General features: G+C 58.7%; 15 protein-coding genes and 2 pseudogenes. 12 read left to right on the top strand and 5 right to left on the bottom strand.

Annotated features, from left to right (window positions below; genetic code table 11):
- Position 1: 1 nt before the first annotated feature.
- Positions 2–910 (bottom strand): 2-keto-3-deoxygluconate aldolase, encoded by a 909-nt coding sequence (yagE, locus tag KGP22_RS02335; protein ID WP_149367333.1) that lies wholly within the window; start codon positions 908–910, stop codon positions 2–4.
- Between the two features lie 237 nt (positions 911–1,147).
- Entirely contained in the window at positions 1,148–1,600 is a 453-nt protein-coding gene (locus tag KGP22_RS02330) for a YhcH/YjgK/YiaL family protein (protein ID WP_149367332.1), read from the bottom strand.
- Between the two features lie 675 nt (positions 1,601–2,275).
- Here KGP22_RS02330 and arcA point away from each other — a divergent pair.
- The 5 genes from arcA (at position 2,276) to KGP22_RS02305 (ending at position 7,459) form a co-directional block, all read left to right on the top strand.
- Positions 2,276–3,496: an arginine deiminase gene (arcA, locus tag KGP22_RS02325; RefSeq protein ID WP_042717403.1), complete on the top strand. Its 1,221-nt coding sequence runs from the start codon at positions 2,276–2,278 to the stop codon at positions 3,494–3,496.
- 10 nt (positions 3,497–3,506) lie between these two features.
- Positions 3,507–4,418 carry a carbamate kinase gene (arcC, locus tag KGP22_RS02320; RefSeq protein WP_223581085.1) on the top strand — a complete coding sequence of 304 codons (912 nt, stop codon included), beginning with the start codon at positions 3,507–3,509 and terminating at the stop codon, positions 4,416–4,418.
- A gap of 26 nt (positions 4,419–4,444) precedes the next feature.
- Positions 4,445–5,449 carry an ornithine carbamoyltransferase gene (gene argF / locus KGP22_RS02315; RefSeq protein ID WP_223581083.1) on the top strand — a complete coding sequence of 335 codons (1,005 nt, stop codon included), beginning with the start codon at positions 4,445–4,447 and terminating at the stop codon, positions 5,447–5,449.
- A gap of 46 nt (positions 5,450–5,495) precedes the next feature.
- Positions 5,496–6,899, top strand: coding sequence for a YfcC family protein (locus KGP22_RS02310; protein ID WP_149367330.1), 1,404 nt, complete (start codon positions 5,496–5,498; stop codon positions 6,897–6,899).
- A gap of 80 nt (positions 6,900–6,979) precedes the next feature.
- On the top strand, positions 6,980–7,459 hold the full coding sequence (locus KGP22_RS02305; RefSeq protein WP_111965418.1) for an ArgR family transcriptional regulator: 480 nt from the start codon (positions 6,980–6,982) through the stop codon (positions 7,457–7,459).
- A gap of 3 nt (positions 7,460–7,462) precedes the next feature.
- On the opposite strand, the pseudogene KGP22_RS02300 reads toward KGP22_RS02305, so the two are convergent.
- Positions 7,463–7,580, bottom strand: a pseudogene (locus KGP22_RS02300) (hypothetical protein).
- On the opposite strand from KGP22_RS02300, the gene KGP22_RS02295 reads away from it, so the two are divergent.
- The 4 genes and pseudogenes from KGP22_RS02295 to ridA all read left to right on the top strand — a co-directional run bounded on the left by KGP22_RS02295 (position 7,560) and on the right by ridA (position 9,566).
- Positions 7,560–7,664 carry a pyrBI operon leader peptide gene (locus KGP22_RS02295; RefSeq protein WP_022646880.1) on the top strand — a complete coding sequence of 35 codons (105 nt, stop codon included), beginning with the start codon at positions 7,560–7,562 and terminating at the stop codon, positions 7,662–7,664. The pseudogene KGP22_RS02300 and the gene KGP22_RS02295 overlap by 21 nt on opposite strands.
- A gap of 34 nt (positions 7,665–7,698) precedes the next feature.
- Positions 7,699–8,631, top strand: coding sequence for an aspartate carbamoyltransferase (pyrB, locus tag KGP22_RS02290; RefSeq protein WP_223581081.1), 933 nt, complete (start codon positions 7,699–7,701; stop codon positions 8,629–8,631).
- Between the two features lie 12 nt (positions 8,632–8,643).
- Positions 8,644–9,106 (top strand): annotated as a pseudogene (pyrI, locus tag KGP22_RS02285) (aspartate carbamoyltransferase regulatory subunit).
- A gap of 73 nt (positions 9,107–9,179) precedes the next feature.
- Positions 9,180–9,566, top strand: coding sequence for a 2-iminobutanoate/2-iminopropanoate deaminase (gene ridA / locus KGP22_RS02280; protein WP_111965351.1), 387 nt, complete (start codon positions 9,180–9,182; stop codon positions 9,564–9,566).
- 50 nt (positions 9,567–9,616) lie between these two features.
- Here ridA and KGP22_RS02275 read toward each other — a convergent pair whose 3' ends face one another.
- Both KGP22_RS02275 and mgtA read right to left on the bottom strand, forming a co-directional pair.
- The gene (locus KGP22_RS02275) at positions 9,617–12,001 is read right to left on the bottom strand and encodes a family 20 glycosylhydrolase (RefSeq protein ID WP_223581079.1); all 2,385 of its coding nucleotides are present in this window, start codon (positions 11,999–12,001) and stop codon (positions 9,617–9,619) included.
- A 202-nt stretch (positions 12,002–12,203) separates the two neighbouring features.
- On the bottom strand, positions 12,204–14,912 hold the full coding sequence (gene mgtA, locus KGP22_RS02270; RefSeq protein ID WP_223581077.1) for a magnesium-translocating P-type ATPase: 2,709 nt from the start codon (positions 14,910–14,912) through the stop codon (positions 12,204–12,206).
- Between the two features lie 387 nt (positions 14,913–15,299).
- On the opposite strand from mgtA, the gene treR reads away from it, so the two are divergent.
- The 3 genes from treR to treC all read left to right on the top strand — a co-directional run bounded on the left by treR (position 15,300) and on the right by treC (position 19,489).
- A complete protein-coding gene (gene treR, locus KGP22_RS02265) occupies positions 15,300–16,247 on the top strand; it encodes a trehalose operon repressor TreR (protein WP_032651468.1) in 948 nt (315 codons plus the stop codon).
- Between the two features lie 128 nt (positions 16,248–16,375).
- Positions 16,376–17,794, top strand: coding sequence for a PTS trehalose transporter subunit IIBC (gene treB / locus KGP22_RS02260; protein WP_029739268.1), 1,419 nt, complete (start codon positions 16,376–16,378; stop codon positions 17,792–17,794).
- 51 nt (positions 17,795–17,845) lie between these two features.
- Complete coding sequence (gene treC / locus KGP22_RS02255; protein WP_223581075.1) at positions 17,846–19,489, top strand: alpha,alpha-phosphotrehalase; 1,644 nt, start codon at positions 17,846–17,848, stop codon at positions 19,487–19,489.
- The last annotated feature ends 191 nt before the right edge of the window (positions 19,490–19,680 follow it).

Here is a 19,680-nt window from a genome sequence, read left to right as displayed (position 1 = left end):
CTCAGCAGAGCTTGAGCTGTTGCAGCAGGGTTTTCAGCTGCGCCTTGCGCGGCTCGTCCAGCGGCGAGGCGGGCGGCAGCACGTGCGTGGAGATCGGGCGACCGCAGAGCGCTATCGCCTCTTTAATGACGTTCACAAACGGCGTATCCAGCTGATACATCTGCGGGATTTGCAGCAGGGTCTGATGATACTCAGCCGCTTTCGCCACGTCTTTATCCCGCCAGGCTTTCAGAAGATTCACCGACACCTGTGGGGCAAAGTTGCCGCTGGCCGAGATCGCCCCGTCGCCGCCGAGCAGCAGGGTATTAAACAGATGATCGTCGTAGCCGCACAGCACGGTGAAGTGCGGATGGGCGGCTTTAACGGTGTGGATCATGCTGCGCAGGTGGGCGACGGAGTCGATGGTGTCTTTGATGCCGATAATGTTGCTGCGCGAGTCGGCGAGGGTTTTCACCAGCGCCGGGGTCAGATCCTGCCCGGTCAGCGCCGGGAAGTTATAGAGCATTACCGGCAGCGTGACGCTGTCGGCCACCTGCTCGAAATAGCAGATCAGGTTCGCTTCCGACACTTTCCAGTAGTAGGGGTTGATCACCACGATGCCGTCCGCCCCCGCCTGCTGCGCGTGCTGGCTGAGCTCAATGGTTTCCCGGGCGTTGGTGCCGCCGGTGCCGATCAGCACCGGTACGCGACGATCGACGCGATCGATAGCAAATTGGGCAATGGTTTTACGCTCTTCGGCGCTGAGCTGGGAGAACTCGCCGCCGCTGCCCAGGAAGAACAGGCCGTCAACGCCTGCCGCGATCAGATCGTCGATCAGCGCGGCGGTGCCCTGCTTATCGAGCTGGCCATCGGCGGAAAAAATGGTGGAGACAGGGGGAATGATTCCCGTAAACAACGCGGACTGCGGCATGAGATCTCCTTGCTGAATCATTTTGTTCTACATTATAGAACGGCGTTCATTAAATTAACGATCATACTATGACGCAGGAAAAGTGCAGGTAAATGAGAGATGAAGAGGGAGTGCGGAAAATTTAAGCTGGATCACATATTAAGGGTGCGGTCTGGTGCCCTCACCCTAACCCTCTGCCACATGGAGAGGGAACTTTTACACCCTCTCCCCTTGGGAGAGGGCTGGGGTGAGGGGAAACTACTCAACTCGCATCTTCACCACAACTTTTCGCACCTTCGCCGGCGCGCCCACCGCGCACAGCGGCTTGTGCACCTCACCCGGCCAGAACACCACAAAATCCCCTTCGCTCAGCACCACGGTTTTCTCCTGCTCGCCTTCCGGCAGGAACGCGATGTCTTTGTCCGCCAGCCAGTCGGTATCAGGCGCGCCGGGCGGCAGGGTGCTGAAGGTCATCCCCTCCTGACCCTTCATCACGATCTGAATATCCAGATAGCGCGCGTGGTACTCGGCGCGGCGCTCGGCGAACGGCTGGGTCATGTCTTCTGACACAAGATAAAACAGGCTGTTGCCGTTGACGTCGTGCTTGCCGAGCGGCGTCGCGTCGGTGACGTGGACTTTAATATGCTCGATGGCCTGTCGCAGTTCGTCAGGTAGCCAGGACTGCAGATGGTGGATGTTGCCGATAATCATCAGAAAACCCTCGATATAAAACAACGTTTCATTTTTACCTTTTATACGAGAATCCCGTCTGCCATACCAGCCCTTTTTGGACGAGGTTTGCGCGAGCGCATGTTTATCGGGAATGGTGTTAATTTGCTGTTAATCCTGCCCAGGCAATTATGCAGGGGTTATGCATAACCTCGATCGGCGCTTATCGCGCGGCTGTTCTAACCTCTTGATCATGCTCTTTAATTAACAAAACCCGTTGCCGCCTCACACTTTACTGTTTTGATAATTTGCTCTAAAAAACCATAATTATTTATTGATTTTTCTTAAGTCAAAAATAGTTAATTACGTTAATTGCATAGCCATTCTTTCCTATGAAACTTATTGTTTAAAATCAGCCACATAACAATACATGTCAAAATATTAAAGTCTACAAAATAATAACAACCTCAAATAATGCCACCGGATCATGCTTAGCTATTCACCCTTCAATAATATGAAATTAATCATTATCTGATGCGAATCATGCAAATGAAAACAAACCCCTTAATATCCATTTTCACGTGAGCAATATCACAATACAGATTATTTAACTGCCTAGTATGAATCACGAAATCAATTGAGCTTAGCCGCCATGAAATTAAATTCATCACATGGCGCATGCCCTTTTTATTCTGAAAAACAGTTAAAGGAATAATTATGGAAAAGCATTACGTCGGTTCTGAAATTGGTCAATTGCGTAGCGTTATGCTGCACCGCCCAAATTTAAGTCTGAAACGCTTAACGCCATCGAATTGCCAGGAGCTGCTTTTCGATGACGTGCTCTCGGTTGAGCGTGCGGGTGAAGAGCATGACATTTTCGCAAACACGCTGCGCGAGCAGGGTGTGGAAGTCCTGCTGTTGACCGACCTTCTGACACAAACCCTTGATATTGCAGAGGCGAAGGCTTGGCTGCTGGATACGCAAATCTCCGACTACCGCCTCGGCCCCACCTTTGCCGGCGATGTCCGCGGCTGGCTGGCGGATATGCCGCACCGCGAACTGGCGCGCAGGCTGAGCGGCGGATTAACCTACGGTGAAATTCCGGCAGCCATTAAAAATATGGTGGTGGATACCCACACGGCGAATGATTTTATTATGAAGCCGCTGCCGAACCATTTATTTACCCGCGATACCTCCTGCTGGATCTATAACGGCGTCTCTATTAACCCAATGGCCAAACCGGCCCGTCAGCGTGAAACCAATAACCTGCGGGCAATATATCGCTGGCACCCGGCGTTCGCCGACGGCGATTTTATTAAGTATTTCGGCGACGAGAATATTAATTACGACCACGCCACTTTAGAAGGCGGCGACGTATTAGTCATTGGCCGCGGCGCGGTCCTGATCGGCATGTCTGAACGCACCACCCCGCAGGGCGTGGAGTTCCTCGCCAACAGCCTGTTCAAACACCGCCAGGCCGAGCGCGTGATCGCCGTTGAGCTGCCAAAACACCGCTCCTGCATGCACCTCGACACCGTCATGACCCACATCGACGTGGACACCTTCTCCGTCTACCCGGAAGTGGTGCGCAAGGACGCCCAGTGCTGGACGCTCACCCCGGACGGACGCGGCGGCCTGCTGCGCACCCAGGAAACCGACCTGCTCCACGCCATCGAGAAAGCGCTCGGCATTAGCCAGGTGCGCCTGATCACCACCGGCGGCGACGCTTTTGAAGCGGAACGCGAGCAGTGGAACGACGCCAACAACGTCCTGACCATCCGCCCCGGCGTGGTGATCGGCTACGAGCGCAACGTCTGGACCAACGAGAAGTACGACAAAGCGGGCATCACCGTGCTGCCCATTCCGGGCGACGAACTCGGACGCGGCCGCGGCGGCGCGCGCTGCATGAGCTGCCCGCTGGAACGCGACGGAATTTAAAGGAGCCATCATGGAACGAAAACCCACTCTGGTTGTGGCCCTGGGCGGCAACGCGCTGCTCAAGCGCGGCGAGCCGCTGGAAGCGGAGATCCAGCGCCAGAACATCGAGCAGGCCGCCCGCACCATCGCCGGGCTGACGGCGCAGTGGCGCGTGGTGCTGGTGCACGGCAACGGGCCGCAGGTCGGGCTTCTGGCGCTGCAGAACAGCGCCTACGACAAAGTCACGCCCTACCCGCTGGACGTTCTCGGCGCCGAAAGCCAGGGAATGATCGGCTACATGCTCCAGCAGGCGCTGAAAAACAATCTGCCGCAGCGCGAGGTGAGCGTTCTGCTCACCCAGGTAGAAGTGGACGCCGCCGACACGGCCTTCAGCAACCCGACCAAATACATCGGCCCGGTCTACAGCGAAGCCCAGGCAAAAGCGCTGGCCGCGGAAAAAGGCTGGGTGTTCAGGGCCGACGGCAGCTACGTCCGCCGCGTGGTGCCCTCTCCGCAGCCGAAGCGGATCGTCGAGAGCGACGCCATCACGGCGCTGATCCAGCGTGACCACCTGGTGATCTGCAACGGCGGCGGCGGCGTGCCGGTGGTGGAGAACGCCAACGGCTATCGCGGCATTGAGGCAGTGATCGACAAAGACCTCTCCGCCGCCCTGCTGGCGCGCCAGATCGAGGCCGACGCCCTGCTGATCCTGACCGATGCCAACGCGGTGTACCTCGACTGGGGCAAACCGACCCAGCGCCCGCTGGCGCAGGTCACGCCGGAGCTGCTCAGAGGCATGCAATTCGACGCCGGATCGATGGGGCCAAAAGTGGCCGCCTGCCGCGAGTTCGTTGAAGCCTGCAATGGGATAGCCGGGATCGGCGCGCTGGCCGACGGCGCGGAGATCCTCGCGGGCGAGAAAGGCACGTTGATTCGTAACTGAACACTCATTTTAAAAAGGATTTACCCATGACCATCAACCTGAAAAACCGTAACTTCCTCAAACTGCTGGACTACACCCCTGCGGAGATCCAGTACCTGATCGACCTCGCCATCGAGCTCAAGGCCGCCAAAAAAGCCGGGCGCGAGAAGCAAACCCTTGTCGGGAAAAACATCGCCCTGATCTTTGAAAAAACCTCCACCCGCACCCGCTGCGCCTTCGAAGTGGGCGCGTTCGACCAGGGCGCGCAGGTCACCTATCTCGGCCCAAGCGGATCGCAGATTGGCCATAAAGAGTCGATGAAAGACACCGCCCGCGTGCTGGGCCGCATGTACGACGGCATCGAATACCGCGGCTATGGTCAGGCCATCGTCGAAGAGCTGGGCGAGTACGCGGGCGTGCCGGTGTGGAACGGCCTGACCGACGAGTTCCACCCAACGCAAATTCTCGCCGACCTGATGACCATGCTGGAGCACTCCCCGGGCAAAACCCTGCCGGAGCTGAGCTTTGCCTATCTCGGCGACGCGCGCAACAACATGGGCAATTCCCTGATGGTAGGCGCGGCCAAGATGGGGATGGATATCCGCCTCGTCGCGCCGAAATCCTTCTGGCCGGAAGCGGGGCTGGTTGAACAGTGCCGCGCCATCGCGAAAGAGACGGGCGCGCGCATCACCCTCACCGACGACGTGGAAGAAGGCGTGCAGGGGACCGATTTCCTCTACACCGACGTGTGGGTCTCCATGGGCGAGCCGAAGGAAGCCTGGGCCGAGCGCGTCAGCCTGATGAAGCCATATCAAATTAACGCCCAGGTGATGAAGGCCACCGGCAACCCGAACGTCAAATTCATGCACTGCCTGCCGTCGTTCCACAACGAACACACCAAAGTGGGCCGCGAGATCGAGATGGCGTACGGCCTGAAGGGGCTGGAAGTGACGGAAGAGGTCTTCGAATCGCCGAATTCCATCGTCTTTGACGAAGCAGAGAACCGCATGCACACCATCAAAGCGGTCATGGTGGCGACACTCGGCGACTAATCACCGCCCGGCGCGCCGCGGGTGCGCCGGGTTTAAGGAGAACATCATGGGCAAGTTCAAGTTTCCCTCCGCTTACACCATTCTCTTTTTCCTGATTGCCGTTGTGGCGGCGCTGAGCTGGGTCGTCCCCGCCGGTCAGTACCAGATGGCGATGAACGAAACCCTCGGTAAAGAAGTCCCGATTGCCGGCACCTACGCGCACGTGGCGGCACATCCGCAGGGGCTGGTTTCCGTCCTGATGGCGCCCATCGCCGGGCTGTACGATCCGGTTTCCGGCCAGGCCGGGGCGATCGACGTGGCGCTGTTTATTCTGATCATCGGGGGATTTCTCGGGATCGTCACCAAAACCGGGGCGATCGACGCCGGGATCGAGCGCGTCACCACCCGGTTACGCGGGCGGGAGGAGTGGATGATCCCGATCCTGATGGCGCTGTTTGCCGCGGGCGGCACGATTTACGGCATGGCCGAAGAGTCACTGCCTTTCTACACCCTGCTGGTGCCGGTGATGCTGGCCGCCCGGTTCGATCCGGTTGTCGCCGCCTCCACCGTGCTGCTCGGGGCGGGGATCGGCACGCTGGGTTCCACCATCAACCCGTTTGCCACGGTGATCGCCGCCAACGCCGCCGGGATCCCCTTTACCAACGGTATTGCCCTGCGCGTGGCGCTGCTGGTCATCGGCTGGGTCATTTGCGTGGCGTGGGTGATGCGCTATGCCCGCAAAGTCCGCCAGGATCCGTCGCTGTCGATCGTCGCGGATAAACAGGAAGAGAACCGCGCCCATTTCCTTGGCAACAAGGGCGAACAGTCGCTGGAATTCACCCCGGTGCGCAAAATCATCCTGGTGATTTTTGCCCTCGCCTTCGCGGTAATGATTTACGGCGTGGCGGTACTGGGCTGGTGGATGGCGGAGATCTCCGCGGTGTTTCTCGCCAGCGCGATTATTGTCGGCCTGATTGCCCGCATGAGCGAAGAGGAGCTGACGTCGACGTTTATCAACGGCGCGCGAGATTTGCTGGGCGTCGCGCTGATTATCGGCATCGCGCGCGGTATCGTAGTCATCATGGATAAGGGCATGATTACCCACACCATTTTGCACAGCGCGGAAGGGCTGGTCAGCGGGTTGTCCACGGTGGCGTTCATCAACGTGATGTACTGGCTGGAGGTCGTGCTGTCGTTTCTTGTGCCTTCTTCATCCGGCCTGGCCGTTCTGACGATGCCGATCATGGCGCCCCTTGCCGATTTCGCTAACGTCAACCGCGACCTGGTGGTGACGGCTTACCAGTCGGCCTCCGGTATCGTTAACCTCGTCACGCCCACTTCTGCCGTCGTGATGGGCGGGCTGGCTATCGCCCGGGTGCCCTACGTGCGCTATCTGAAATGGGTGGCGCCGCTGCTGGCGATCCTGACGGTGGTGATTATGGTGGCGTTAAGTCTGGGGGCGTTGTTGTAATTTGCCGGATGGCGCTGCGCTTATCCGGCCTACGGATCGGTGCGGTGCCACCGGTTATTTCGGGAACTGATATGGGAACTATGATGGATTACGAAGAGTACTCTCCCAAAGAGCAACTACAGCTGACGGTCTGCCAGCGCCTGATCGCAGAAAAGAGTTACCTCTCTCAGGAGGAGATCCGCCGGGATTTACAGGAGCGTGGTTTTGAGACCATCAGCCAGTCCACCGTTTCACGTCTGCTTAAATTGCTCGGTGTCATAAAAATTCGAAATGCCAAAGGGCTAAAGATTTATTCGCTGAATCCCCAGCTGCGCCCTGCCCCCGACGCCGCGCGTACCGTGTCCGAAATGGTGGTCAGCGTCGAGCATAATAGCGAGTTTATCCTTGTTCATACCGTCGCCGGATATGGCCGCGCGGTGGCGCGTATTCTGGATTATCACCAGCTTCCGGAAATTTTAGGCGTGGTGGCCGGCAGCAGTATCGTCTGGGTCGCTCCCCGGCTCGTGAAGCGCACCGCACTGGTGCATAAGCAAATTAATTATTTACTCAGAACGCATTAATATTCACAAAGAACCGTTTGCATTGAGTAAAGCGTGCATTAAATCGCTTGATCCGAAAAGCGAGCTGCGTATAATGCCCGACAATTTGCCGGGAGGAAGCATGGTCAAGCGTGTACGACATAACGTCTTACCGCGTCTGAAATCAGACGCTGGCCTGCCGTTTTTCTTCCCGTTGCTAAACCTATTCCCAGAGCCCCTCATTTGAGGGGCTTTTTTTTGCCCGGCGTCAGGAGATAAACATGAATCCGCTTTATCAAAAACACATCATTTCCATAAACGACCTCAGCCGTGAAGAGCTGGAACTGGTTCTGGAAACCGCGGCAAAACTGAAGGCCAATCCGCAACCGGAGCTGCTGAAGCACAAGGTGATTGCGAGCTGCTTCTTTGAAGCCTCAACCCGCACCCGCCTCTCCTTTGAGACCTCCATGCACCGCCTGGGCGCGAGCGTGGTGGGCTTCTCGGACAGCAGCAACACGTCGCTGGGTAAAAAAGGCGAGACCCTGGCGGATACCATTTCAGTGATTAGCACCTACGTCGACGCAATTGTGATGCGTCATCCACAGGAGGGCGCGGCGCGCCTCGCGACCGAGTTCTCCGGCGGCATTCCGGTGCTGAACGCCGGTGACGGTGCCAACCAGCACCCAACGCAGACGCTGCTGGACCTGTTCACCATTCAGGAGACGCAGGGCAAACTTGAGAACCTGAACATCGCCATGGTTGGCGACCTTAAATACGGCCGCACCGTTCACTCCCTGACCCAGGCGCTGGCGAAATTTAACGGCAACCGCTTCTTCTTCATCGCCCCGGACGCACTGGCGATGCCGCAGTACATTCTCGACATGCTGGACGAGAAAGGCATTCAGTGGAGCCAGCATGCCAGCATCGAAGAGGTGATGAGCCACGTGGATATTCTCTACATGACCCGCGTGCAGAAAGAGCGTCTGGACCCGTCCGAATACGCCAACGTGAAGGCGCAGTTCGTGCTGCGCGCCAGCGACCTCGAGGGCGCGCGCGACAACATGAAGGTCCTGCATCCGCTGCCGCGCATCGATGAGATCACCACAGACGTGGATAAAACGCCGCACGCCTGGTACTTCCAGCAGGCCGGGAACGGCATCTTCGCCCGCCAGGCGTTACTGGCACTGGTTCTGAATCGCGAATTGGCACTGTAAGGGGAAACGACCATGACACACGATAACAAACTCCAGGTTGAAGCCATCAAGCGCGGCACCGTGATTGACCACATCCCTGCGCAGGTGGGCTTTAAGCTGCTGACGCTGTTCAAACTGACGGAAACCGACCAGCGCATCACCATCGGCCTGAACCTACCGTCGGGCGAGATGGGCCGCAAAGACCTGATTAAAATCGAGAATACCTTCCTGACCGACGAGCAGGTCAACCAGCTGTCGCTGTACGCACCGGACGCCACCGTCAACCGCATCGACGAGTATGAAGTGGTCGGTAAATCCCGCCCGAGCCTGCCGGATCGCATTGAAAGCGTGCTGGTCTGCCCGAACAGCAACTGCATCAGTCACGCTGAGCCGGTTTCCTCCAGCTTTGCAGTGAAAAAAACGCGCCGATGACATCGCACTCAAATGCAAATACTGCGAAAAAGAGTTTTCTCATTATGTGGTGCTGGCCAACTAATTGAGGTTGGTAATGAAATCCCGGCTGTTATAATGGCCGGGAACATTCTTAACGCTGTAATTCTGGAGAAAACATGAGCAAAGTACTCGCGACGGAAAATGCACCAGCGGCTATCGGCCCTTACGTTCAGGGCGTTGATCTGGGTAACATGATCATCACTTCCGGGCAGATCCCGGTGAACCCAAAAACCGGCGCGGTGCCGGAAGATGTCGCGGCACAGGCGCGTCAGTCGCTGGAAAACGTGCAGGCTATCGTTGAATCTGCCGGTCTGAAAGTAGGTGATATCGTGAAAACTACCGTTTTCGTGAAAGATCTGAACGATTTCGCGACCGTTAACGCCACCTACGAAGCGTTCTTCACCGAGCACAACGCCACCTTCCCGGCGCGCTCCTGCGTGGAAGTGGCCCGTCTGCCAAAAGACGTGAAAATTGAAATCGAAGCGATCGCCGTACGTCGCTAATTCGCTTTGGCGATAAAAAAGGCAGCCGAGGCTGCCTTTTTTGTTGCTTGCTACTGATTCCGCGTCGCCCTGAGCAGCGTCTCCAGCGGATATACCGCCGCAATCACCACCTCGTCCTGAACCTTCGCCGCGTTATCCAGCTCGCTCTGAATCGACGCGATCTCTTTATCATCCAGCGTCCCCTGGCGCGCCACCAGATCCGTCAGCCTCAGGCCAATCGTGGCCAGCTTATCCACCTCCTGGATCACCGGCTTCATCGCCTTGAGCTGATAGCTGTTTTCGCTTAACGCCAGCGCGTCGCTGGTGTTGCTCTGCCAGCGGTTAAACACGTGGCGCAGGGCGTCGGCGCTTTCCGTATCTTCCGCATCGCTCACCAGACGGTCCGCCCATTTGTGCATCTGGCGCACGGTGGCGCTTTCGGCGTTCAGCGCATCGGCGAAGCGGTTGAGCGGCTCGAACTGATGATAATTTCCCGCCTGGAACTTCAGGTGCTGGCGGGTGTAATACTGCGCGGGCTCTACCGCCTGAGCGAGGATCTGCAGCGGCAGCGTGTCGGCATTACCGGCAAGGCGCGTGAACTGCACCTGCTGCTGGGTATGCTGCTGCAGCCCAACCGACACCGTCGACCAGCTGTCCATCGCCTGCAGGCGGGTGTACATGTTATCGACGTCGTTGACGTCCTGCGCGGACCACAGCCGCTCTGCCACCGCGAAGGTGCGCGGCCACAGGCGAATATCCAGCACTGGCGCCACCACGTTTTCCGCCCACAGCGCGGCTTCACCGCCGAGCAGGTTGGCCTGGTTCACCGCGTCCGGCACGACCGGCGGAATGCCTTTCGGCACCTCGTCCAGACGCGTGCCGCTGATTGGGTAGCGCGTATTCCCGACAAGGAAATAACCGGCGAGTTTGTCGTTATCGACGGTGACGACAGGGCGCGTTTCGCCCATCCACGTATCAACGGTAAATGTGACCTGGCTATCATCGCGCCATTCGATGTTCTGCACCGCGCGGCGGGATTTCCCGGCAAAATCAATAAACCCGCGCCAGCCGGCATCCCCTTTCACCAGCGTGAAGCTCCCCTCCACCGGCTTGCCCTTCAGGCGCGGCATGGAAAAGGCCCAGCTCTGGACGCTGTCGGTGTCGGCAATCACATCCACGCCGTTCAGCCCCTGCGGGACAATTTCGTTGCGGTAGTGATAGGCGGTGGACTGGGGCTGGTCGAGATAGAAACCGGTGGAGAGAATGCCCTTGTAGCCGTTCTGCGCCACCTGCCCCAGCGCGTCCTGACCCTGCCAGGACTGGATCAGAATGCTTTTCGGCAGATCGGGATGGTAGATCTCATCCCAGCCGACCATCTGGCGGCGATGCTTCTCGAGGATCGTTTCCAGCCTGCGGTTGAAGTAAGCCTGCAGCGCGTGGCTGTCCGCCAGCCTGTTGTCGCGCATAAACTGCTGGATGGCCGGGTTCGCTTTCCACTGGCTATCGTCCACCTCATCACCGCCGATGTGCAGATACGGATCGGGGAAGATCGCCGCCAGTTCGCTGACCATCGCGTCGGCAAAAGCGTAAGTTGCGTCTTTTGTGGGATCCAGCACCGGCTTCAGCACGCCCCAGTGGCGCTCCATGGCGTACGGCCCCGGGGCGCTCATCAGCTCCGGGTAGGCCACGGCAATCGCCGAGGCGTGGCCCGGCATATCGATCTCCGGCACCACGCGAATGCCGCGCTCGGCGGCGTAACGCACCACCTCACGCATCAGCTCAGGCGTGTAGAACAGCCCGTCGCTGGCAAGCTGCGTCAGCTTAGGGTAGCGCTTCGAGCTGAAGCGCCAGCCCTGGTCGTCGGTTAAGTGCCAGTGCAGCACGTTGAGCTTCGCCGCAGCCATGCCGTCGATCTGGCGTTTGATATCCGGCAGCGGGATAAAGTGACGTGCCGAATCGAGCAGCAGCCCGCGCCACGGGAAGCGCGGCGAATCTTCAATGGTAACCCACGGGATCGAGGTGTTTTCCGCCCCGTTCTGCATCAGCTGGAGCAGGGTTTCCATGGCGCGCAGCGCGCCGAAGCGGGTGTTGGCGGAGATATTCACCCCGTTGGCGTCCACCGTGAGCTTATAGGTTTCATCGCTGTCCGGCAGCGGCTGCGGCTTGACCTTTTTGGCAATCGCGATGCGGATAGTTGGTTTGTCTGGCTTTTCAGCCTGAGGCTGCAGCGTCCAGCCGGTTTGCAGGGCGATGCGCTGGCGCAGGCGGTTGACGGCGTCACCGAGATCGTCCCCGCTGACGCTAATGGATACGTTGTTGCTGAGCACCAGCGCGCCCTGAGTCGTCGGGCGTTCGACCTTGGCAGGCCAGGGCATTAAAGGGAGATCCCCTGCCGGGGCGGCAAAGGCAGAGGCGCCGAGCATCAGCCCGGCGGTTAAGAGACTGTACCGTAACATGAATGTTCCTTATCTGACGGGCCAAATAAAGGCAAAACATTCTGTTAACATGCGCTCAATTTGTCGTCAAGCGAATGCGCCGACGGAGATCACAGGTTATTGAATTTGGGAGGAAAGCTATTGCCCGGTGGCGCTGCGCTTACCGGGCCTACGTTTCGGGAGTAGGCCGGGTAAGGCGAAGCCGCCACCCGGCAAACATAACTTACTGCCACCCATACCGACGCGCATAGAACCCTTTCACCATCTGCGTCAGCACCATATAACCGGCGAGGATCGCCACCAGCCAAGGGAAGTAGCTCAGCGGCAGCGCCTGCAGCTGCAGGTAGCTTGCCAGCGGTGAGAACGGCAGCGCGATGCCGAGCGCCATCACAATGACCGTCATCACAATCAGCGGCCACGCGGCACGGCTCTGGATGAACGGAATGCGGCGGGTGCGGATCATATGCACAATTAGCGTCTGCGACAGCAGGCCTACCACGAACCAGCCGGACTGGAACAGCGTCTGATGTTCCGGGGTGTTGGCATGGAACACAAACCACATCAGGCAGAAGGTCAGGATGTCGAAGATGGAGCTGATCGGGCCAAAGAACAGCATGAAGCGCCCAAGATCTGCCGGGTTCCAGTGCTGCGGCTTCTGGATCTGCTCGTCGTCCACGTTATCAAACGGGATCGCTACCTGAGACACGTCGTACATCAGGTTCTGGATCAGCAGGTGCAGCGGCAGCATCGGCAGGAACGGCAGAAACGCGCTCGCCACCAGCACGCTGAAGACGTTACCGAAGTTAGAGCTGGCGGTCATTTTGATGTACTTGAGCATGTTGGCAAAGGTACGGCGACCTTCAATAACGCCCTCCTCCAGCACCATCAGGCTCTTTTCCAGCAGAATGATATCCGCCGCTTCGCGGGCGATGTCCACCGCCCCGTCGACGGAAATACCGATATCCGCCGCACGCAGCGCGGGCGCGTCGTTAATGCCATCGCCCATAAAGCCCACCACGTGCCCTTCGCGCTTGAGCAGGGTGACGATGCGCTCTTTGTGCATCGGCGTCAGTCGGGCAAACAGCGTGGTACGCTGGGCAAGCTTCGCCAGCTCGTCATCAGAGAGATGTTCAATATCGCTCCCCACCACCACGTCGCCCGCGTCCAGCCCCACTTCATGGCACACTTTAGCCGCCACCAGCTCGCTGTCGCCGGTGAGAATTTTGACGGTAATACCGCTCGCCTTCAGCGCCTTCAGCGCCGGTGCGGTGGTCTCTTTCGGCGGGTCGAGGAAGGCGATGTAACCCTCGAGGATCAGATCGGATTCGTCAATACGCTGGTAATCACCCTCGCGCGCGGGCAGGAACTTGCTCGCGACCGCCACCACGCGCAGCCCCTGACGGTTCAGGTTATCGGTGACGCGTTTGATGCGGCGCAGCATGGTGTCGTCCAGCGGCACGATGTCGCCGTTATAGCGAACCTGCGTCGATACGTTGAGGATCTCCTGCAGCGCCCCTTTGCAGATCAGCTGGTGGACGTCCTGCTGCTCGCTCACCACCACCGACATGCGGCGGCGCTCGAAGTCGAACGGGATCTCATCCACCTTCTGCCAGCGGCCGGAGAGCGTGCGGGCGGATTCCTCATCCACCCCTTCCAGCACAGCGACGTCGAGCAGGTTTTTCAGCCCGGTCTGGTAATGGCTGTTCAGCCACGCGCTGTGCAGGACGCGCTCGCTGGTTTTGCCGGAGATATCGGTGTGGTTCTCCAGCACGATTTTGTCCTGCGTCAGGGTGCCGGTTTTATCGGTACAAAGGATGTCCATCGCGCCAAAGTTCTGAATGGCATCGAGGTGTTTAACGATCACCTTCTGTTTAGAGAGCTTCACCGCACCGCGCGCCAGCGTGGAGGTGACGATCATCGGCAGCATTTCCGGCGTTAAGCCGACGGCCACGGAGAGCGCAAACAGCGCCGCTTCCCACCAGTCGCCTTTGGTGTAGCCGTTGATCAGCAGCACGATTGGCGTCATCACCATCATAAAGCGGATCAGCAGCATGCTGACGCGGCCAATCCCTTTCTGGAAGGCATTCGGCTCGCTCTCCTGCTCGCTGACGCGCCCGGCAAGCTGACCAAACCAGGTGTTGCCCCCGGTGGCGGTGACAATAGCCTGCGCGGTGCCGCTGACCACCGTGGTCCCCATAAAGCACAGGGTGTCGCACTCGAGCGGATTCATCTGCTGCGGGTCGCGGCTGCGCGCCACCTTTTCAACGGGCAGGGATTCCCCGGTAAGGGAGGCCTGCGCGACGAAAAGATCGCGCGCCTGGATGATGCGTAAATCCGCCGGGATCATGTCTCCCGCCGCCAGCTTCACCAGATCCCCCGGCACCAGCTGGTCGATAGGCAGCTCCACCCAGGCGTTTTCGCCGAGATCGTTAATCACCCGCGAGACGGTCGCGGTGTTGCTGACCATCGCCTTCAGGGCGTCAGCCGCTTTGGTGGAGCGGGCTTCCTGAATAAAGTTCAGCAGCGTGGAGATACCGACCATCAGGGCAATGACGCCTGCGGCAAACAGATCTTCCGTCGCGTAGGAGATGAGGCCGAGCACGGTCAGCAGCAGGTTGAACGGGTTGCGGTAGCAGAGCCACAGGTGCACCCACCACGGAGACGGCTTTTGCGCCGGGATCTGGTTATCGCCGTGCACGGCGCGGATTTTTTCCACTTCGGCCGCGTTTAGCCCTTCCGGGTGTCCGCCAAAGGCCCGCCAGACTTCGTTTTCATCCATCGCCGCCACGTTCAGGCAGCGTTCGGTCAGGGACGCGGGGATCGCCGCCCCCGCCATGTTTTTGGCATTAGGAAGCGGGTCGCGCTGAACAAGACGGTGTGGCAGGTGGCGGCTCATCAGGGCCTGCAGCTGCCGGGTGATATTTTTAAACATAGTCATTCCTCCGCATCCGCCAGGGCGGATGCAGCAATTCCTTCAGGCGTGGCAAAGCCGTACCTGAGAGGCACTTAATTTTTCAAGCAGGAACGTTTAAGACGTTGCTGCCTCACGCCGGTGAGACAGCAAAAGCTGGCTTACCGGAAAGAACGCATTCTCCCGTTCAGGAGAGGTGTGGGATCGGGATCCATGAAGCCTCCGGTAAGTAAAAAACAGGGTGTCGCCGCGCAGTCCAGGGATTTAGGCATACCCTTTATGACGATTCGGGCGGTATTATACCCCCCTGCAAATAAACCGAACGTAAACCAGACTTTGCCCATAGCGAAATCGCGCTATAGCATTAGGCTCAATTCACTACATCGTCGTTGTTACAGGGAATACAGCATGCAGAACCGTCTTACGATTAAAGACATCGCGCGTTTAAGCGGCGTGGGGAAATCGACCGTCTCACGCGTGCTGAACAACGAAAGCGGCGTCAGCGAACGCACCCGCGAGCGCGTCGAAGCGGTTATGAATCAGCACGGCTTTTCCCCTTCCCGCTCCGCGCGCGCCATGCGCGGGCAGAGTGACAAAGTCGTCGCCATCATTGTCTCGCGTCTGGACTCTCTGTCTGAAAACCTCGCCGTGCAGACGATGCTGCCCGCCTTCTACGAGCAGGGATATGATCCGATCATGATGGAGAGCCAGTTCTCGCCACAGCTGGTGGAAGAGCATCTGGGCATGCTCCAGCGGCGCAACATTGACGGCGTGGTGCTGTTCGGCTTTACCGGCATCAAAGACGAGATGCTAAAACCCTGGCAGCCGTCGCTGGTGCTGCTGGCGCGCGATGCCCACGGGTTTGCCTCCGTCTGCTATGACGACGAGGGCGCGATTATCACCCTGATGCAGCGCCTGTTTGACGAAGGCCATCGCCACATCAGCTTCCTCGGCGTCCCGCACGCGGACGTCACCACCGGCAAGCGTCGTCATGAGGCCTACCTGGCCTTTTGCAAAAAGCACAATCTTTCCGCCGTGGCCTCCCTGCCTGGTCTGGGCATGAAGCAGGGCTACGAGCAGGTCGCCAGCGTACTGACGCCGCAGACCACCGCGCTGGTGTGCGCCACGGATACCCTTGCACTGGGTGCCAGCAAATATCTGCAGGAGCAGCGTATCGATAACCTGCAGGTGGCGAGCGTCGGCAGCACGCCGCTGATGAAGTTCCTGCACCCGGAGATCATCACCGTCGACCCGGGCTACGCCGAATCCGGCAGACAGGCCGCCGCGCAGCTGATCGAGCAGATAAACGGGCGCGCTGAGCCGCGTCAGATCGTCATTCCCGCTCACCTTTCGTAATCGCCATAAAACAGATTATTGTGATCTTCGCCCGATTTCGGGAACGTTCCCATTTTCGCCGTCACGCTGAAGGAGTAGGCTTGCGCTCAGGTCATTCCCCCCCTCACCATCTGTCATGAGGTTTCATGATGAGTAAAGTCAAACAAGCAGATATCGATCGGCTGATCGTCCTGGTCGGCGGCCGCGAAAACATCGCCACCGTCAGCCATTGCATTACCCGCCTGCGCTTCGTGCTGAACGATCCGGCCAAAGCCAACCCGAAGGCCATTGAAGAACTTTCCATGGTCAAAGGCTGCTTCACCAACGCCGGTCAGTTCCAGGTCGTGATTGGTACCGAAGTGGGCGATTACTATCAGGCTCTGCTGGCGACAACCGGGCACTCCTCCGCCGATAAAGAGCAGGCGAAGAAGGCCGCGCGCCAGAACATGAAGTGGCACGAGCAGCTGATTTCCCACTTCGCGGAAATTTTCTTCCCGCTGCTGCCCGCGCTGATCAGCGGAGGCTTGATCTTAGGCTTCCGTAACGTCATCGGCGATGTGCCGATGAGCGACGGTAAAACCCTGGCGCAGATGTATCCGGCGCTGAAAACCGTTTACGATTTCCTGTGGCTGATTGGCGAGGCGATCTTCTTCTATCTGCCGGTCGGGATTTGCTGGTCCGCGGTGCGTAAAATGGGCGGCACGCCGATCCTTGGTATCGTACTCGGCGTCACGCTGGTCTCTCCGCAGTTAATGAACGCTTACTTACTTGGTCAGCAGGTGCCTGAGGTGTGGAACTTCGGCCTGTTTACCATCGCCAAAGTGGGCTATCAGGCGCAGGTCATTCCGGCCCTGCTGGCGGGGCTGGCGCTGGGCTTTATTGAAACCCGACTGAAGCGCATCGTGCCGGATTACCTTTATCTGGTGGTGGTGCCGGTGTGCTCGCTGATTCTGGCGGTGTTCCTGGCGCATGCCTTTATCGGTCCGTTTGGCCGCATGATTGGCGACGGCGTGGCCTTCGCGGTGCGTCACCTGATGACCGGCAGCTTCGCCCCGATTGGCGCCGCGCTGTTTGGCTTCCTGTACGCCCCGCTGGTGATCACCGGCGTGCACCAGACCACGCTGGCCATTGATATGCAGATGATCCAGAGCCTCGGCGGCACGCCGGTCTGGCCGATTATCGCCCTGTCTAACATTGCTCAGGCGTCCGCGGTGACCGGCATCATTATCGTCAGCCGCAAGCACAACGAACGCGAGATCTCCGTTCCGGCGGCCATCTCCGCCTACCTCGGCGTCACCGAACCGGCGATGTACGGTATCAACCTGAAATACCGCTTCCCGATGCTCTGCGCGATGATCGGTTCCGGTCTGGCTGGCCTGGTATGCGGACTGAACGGCGTAATGGCAAACGGGATTGGCGTCGGCGGCCTGCCGGGCATCCTCTCCATCCAGCCCGCTTACTGGCAGGTGTTTGCCCTGGCGATGGCCATCGCCATTATCGTCCCAATGGCGCTCACCACCGTGGTTTACCAGCGTAAGTTCCGTCAGGGCTCGCTGCAGATTGTTTAACTCTCTCTTTCGGGGCGCAGTTGCGCCCCTTCGCATTTGCAGGAACACACTATGAATACCCTTCCTCACTGGTGGCAAAACGGCGTTATCTACCAGATTTACCCCAAGAGTTTCCAGGACACCACCGGCAGCGGCACCGGCGATCTGCGCGGCGTGACGCAGCGTCTGGACTACCTGAAAACCCTCGGCATCGACGCCATCTGGCTGACGCCGTTTTATATCTCCCCGCAGGTGGACAACGGCTACGACGTGGCAAACTACACCGCCATCGACCCGGCCTACGGCACGCTGGATGATTTCGACGAGCTGGTCGCTGAGGCGCACGCGCGCGGCATTCGCATCGTGCTGGACATGGTGTTTAACCACACCTCCACGCAGCACGCCTGGTTCCGCGAATCGCTGAACAAAGCGAGCCCGTACCGCCAGTTCTACATCTGGCGAGACGGCACGCCGGAGCAGTTGCCCAATAACTGGCGCTCCAAGTTTGGCGGCAACGCCTGGCGCTGGCACGCGGAGAGCGAGCAGTATTACCTGCACCTTTTCGCGCCGGAGCAGGCCGATCTCAACTGGGAAAACCCGGCGGTGCGCGCCGAGCTGAAAAAGGTGTGCGAGTTCTGGGCCGACCGCGGCGTCGACGGCTTGCGCCTCGACGTCATTAACCTGATTTCGAAAGATCAGGATTTCCCGAATGACGAGACGGGCGACGGTCGCCGCTTCTACACAGACGGGCCGCGCATCCACGAATATCTGCAGGAAATGAGCCGCGACGTCTTCACCCCGCGCAACCTGATGACGGTGGGCGAGATGTCCTCGACCTCGCTGGAAAACTGCCAGCAGTACGCGTCGCTCGACGGGCGCGAGCTGTCGATGACCTTTAACTTCCACCACCTGAAGGTGGACTACCCGGGCGGCGAAAAGTGGACGCTGGCGAAGCCGGACTTCGTGGCGCTCAAAACCCTCTTCCGCCACTGGCAGCAGGGGATGCACAACAAAGCCTGGAACGCGCTGTTCTGGTGTAACCACGATCAGCCGCGCATCGTGTCGCGCTTCGGTGACGAAGGAGAATACCGGGTTTACGCCGCGAAGATGCTCGGCATGGTGCTGCACGGCATGCAGGGCACGCCGTATATCTATCAGGGTGAAGAGCTTGGCATGACCAACCCGCACTTCAGCCGCATCACCGATTACCGCGACGTAGAAAGCCTGAACATATTCGCGGAACTGCGCGCCAGCGGCCGCGAGCCGGATGAATTACTGGCGATTCTGGCGAGTAAGTCTCGCGACAACGGGCGAACCCCAATGCAGTGGGACGCGTCGCACAACGCGGGCTTTACCGAGGGCGAACCGTGGATTGGTGTCTGCGATAATTACGAAACCGTGAACGCCCGCTCGGCGCTCGACGATGCGGATTCCGTCTTCTATACCTATCAGTCGCTGATTAGCCTGCGCAAAACCCTGCCGGTGCTGACGTGGGGAGATTATGAAGATCTCCTGCCGGAGCATCCTTCTCTGTGGTGCTATCGCCGCCAGTGGCAGGGACAGACCCTGATTGTTGCGGCAAACCTGAGTAATACGCCTCAGGAATGGCAGACAGACCTTCTCAGCGGTAAGTTGCAGGTGCTGATGAGTAACTACCCGACACCGCAAACGACGTCGCTGCGTCCGTTTGAAGCCGTCTGGTGGTTACAGCAGTAGCATTCCCTGCCGGGTGTGGCTCAGCACCCGGCTTACTTAACTGTTTTTGTTGAGTAATTAATCAGATTTTTCTCTCGCGCCTTTACAATCGCTGAAGCGCCCGTCGTTTGTACTCTCGTTTTTTTACTTTGTTCTGCATCAAATAAATCGCAAACATGTTTGATGCAAATCACTATATGTAGCACTTAAAA

The sequence above is a fragment of the Enterobacter sp. JBIWA005 genome, assembly GCF_019968805.1.
Lineage (GTDB): Bacteria > Pseudomonadota > Gammaproteobacteria > Enterobacterales > Enterobacteriaceae > Enterobacter > Enterobacter vonholyi.
The sequence above is the reverse complement of the archived record's forward strand: the minus strand, read 5'-3'. Positions and strand labels throughout refer to the sequence as shown.

Coding starts and splice junctions, on each gene's coding strand:
- yagE (WP_149367333.1), bottom strand. CDS start 910: ATGCCGCAGTCCGCGTTGTTTACGGGAATCATTCCCCCTGTCTCCACC.
- KGP22_RS02330 (WP_149367332.1), bottom strand. CDS start 1,600: ATGATTATCGGCAACATCCACCATCTGCAGTCCTGGCTACCTGACGAA.
- arcA (WP_042717403.1), top strand. CDS start 2,276: ATGGAAAAGCATTACGTCGGTTCTGAAATTGGTCAATTGCGTAGCGTT.
- arcC (WP_223581085.1), top strand. CDS start 3,507: ATGGAACGAAAACCCACTCTGGTTGTGGCCCTGGGCGGCAACGCGCTG.
- argF (WP_223581083.1), top strand. CDS start 4,445: ATGACCATCAACCTGAAAAACCGTAACTTCCTCAAACTGCTGGACTAC.
- KGP22_RS02310 (WP_149367330.1), top strand. CDS start 5,496: ATGGGCAAGTTCAAGTTTCCCTCCGCTTACACCATTCTCTTTTTCCTG.
- KGP22_RS02305 (WP_111965418.1), top strand. CDS start 6,980: ATGATGGATTACGAAGAGTACTCTCCCAAAGAGCAACTACAGCTGACG.
- KGP22_RS02295 (WP_022646880.1), top strand. CDS start 7,560: ATGGTCAAGCGTGTACGACATAACGTCTTACCGCGTCTGAAATCAGAC.
- pyrB (WP_223581081.1), top strand. CDS start 7,699: ATGAATCCGCTTTATCAAAAACACATCATTTCCATAAACGACCTCAGC.
- ridA (WP_111965351.1), top strand. CDS start 9,180: ATGAGCAAAGTACTCGCGACGGAAAATGCACCAGCGGCTATCGGCCCT.
- KGP22_RS02275 (WP_223581079.1), bottom strand. CDS start 12,001: ATGTTACGGTACAGTCTCTTAACCGCCGGGCTGATGCTCGGCGCCTCT.
- mgtA (WP_223581077.1), bottom strand. CDS start 14,912: ATGTTTAAAAATATCACCCGGCAGCTGCAGGCCCTGATGAGCCGCCAC.
- treR (WP_032651468.1), top strand. CDS start 15,300: ATGCAGAACCGTCTTACGATTAAAGACATCGCGCGTTTAAGCGGCGTG.
- treB (WP_029739268.1), top strand. CDS start 16,376: ATGAGTAAAGTCAAACAAGCAGATATCGATCGGCTGATCGTCCTGGTC.
- treC (WP_223581075.1), top strand. CDS start 17,846: ATGAATACCCTTCCTCACTGGTGGCAAAACGGCGTTATCTACCAGATT.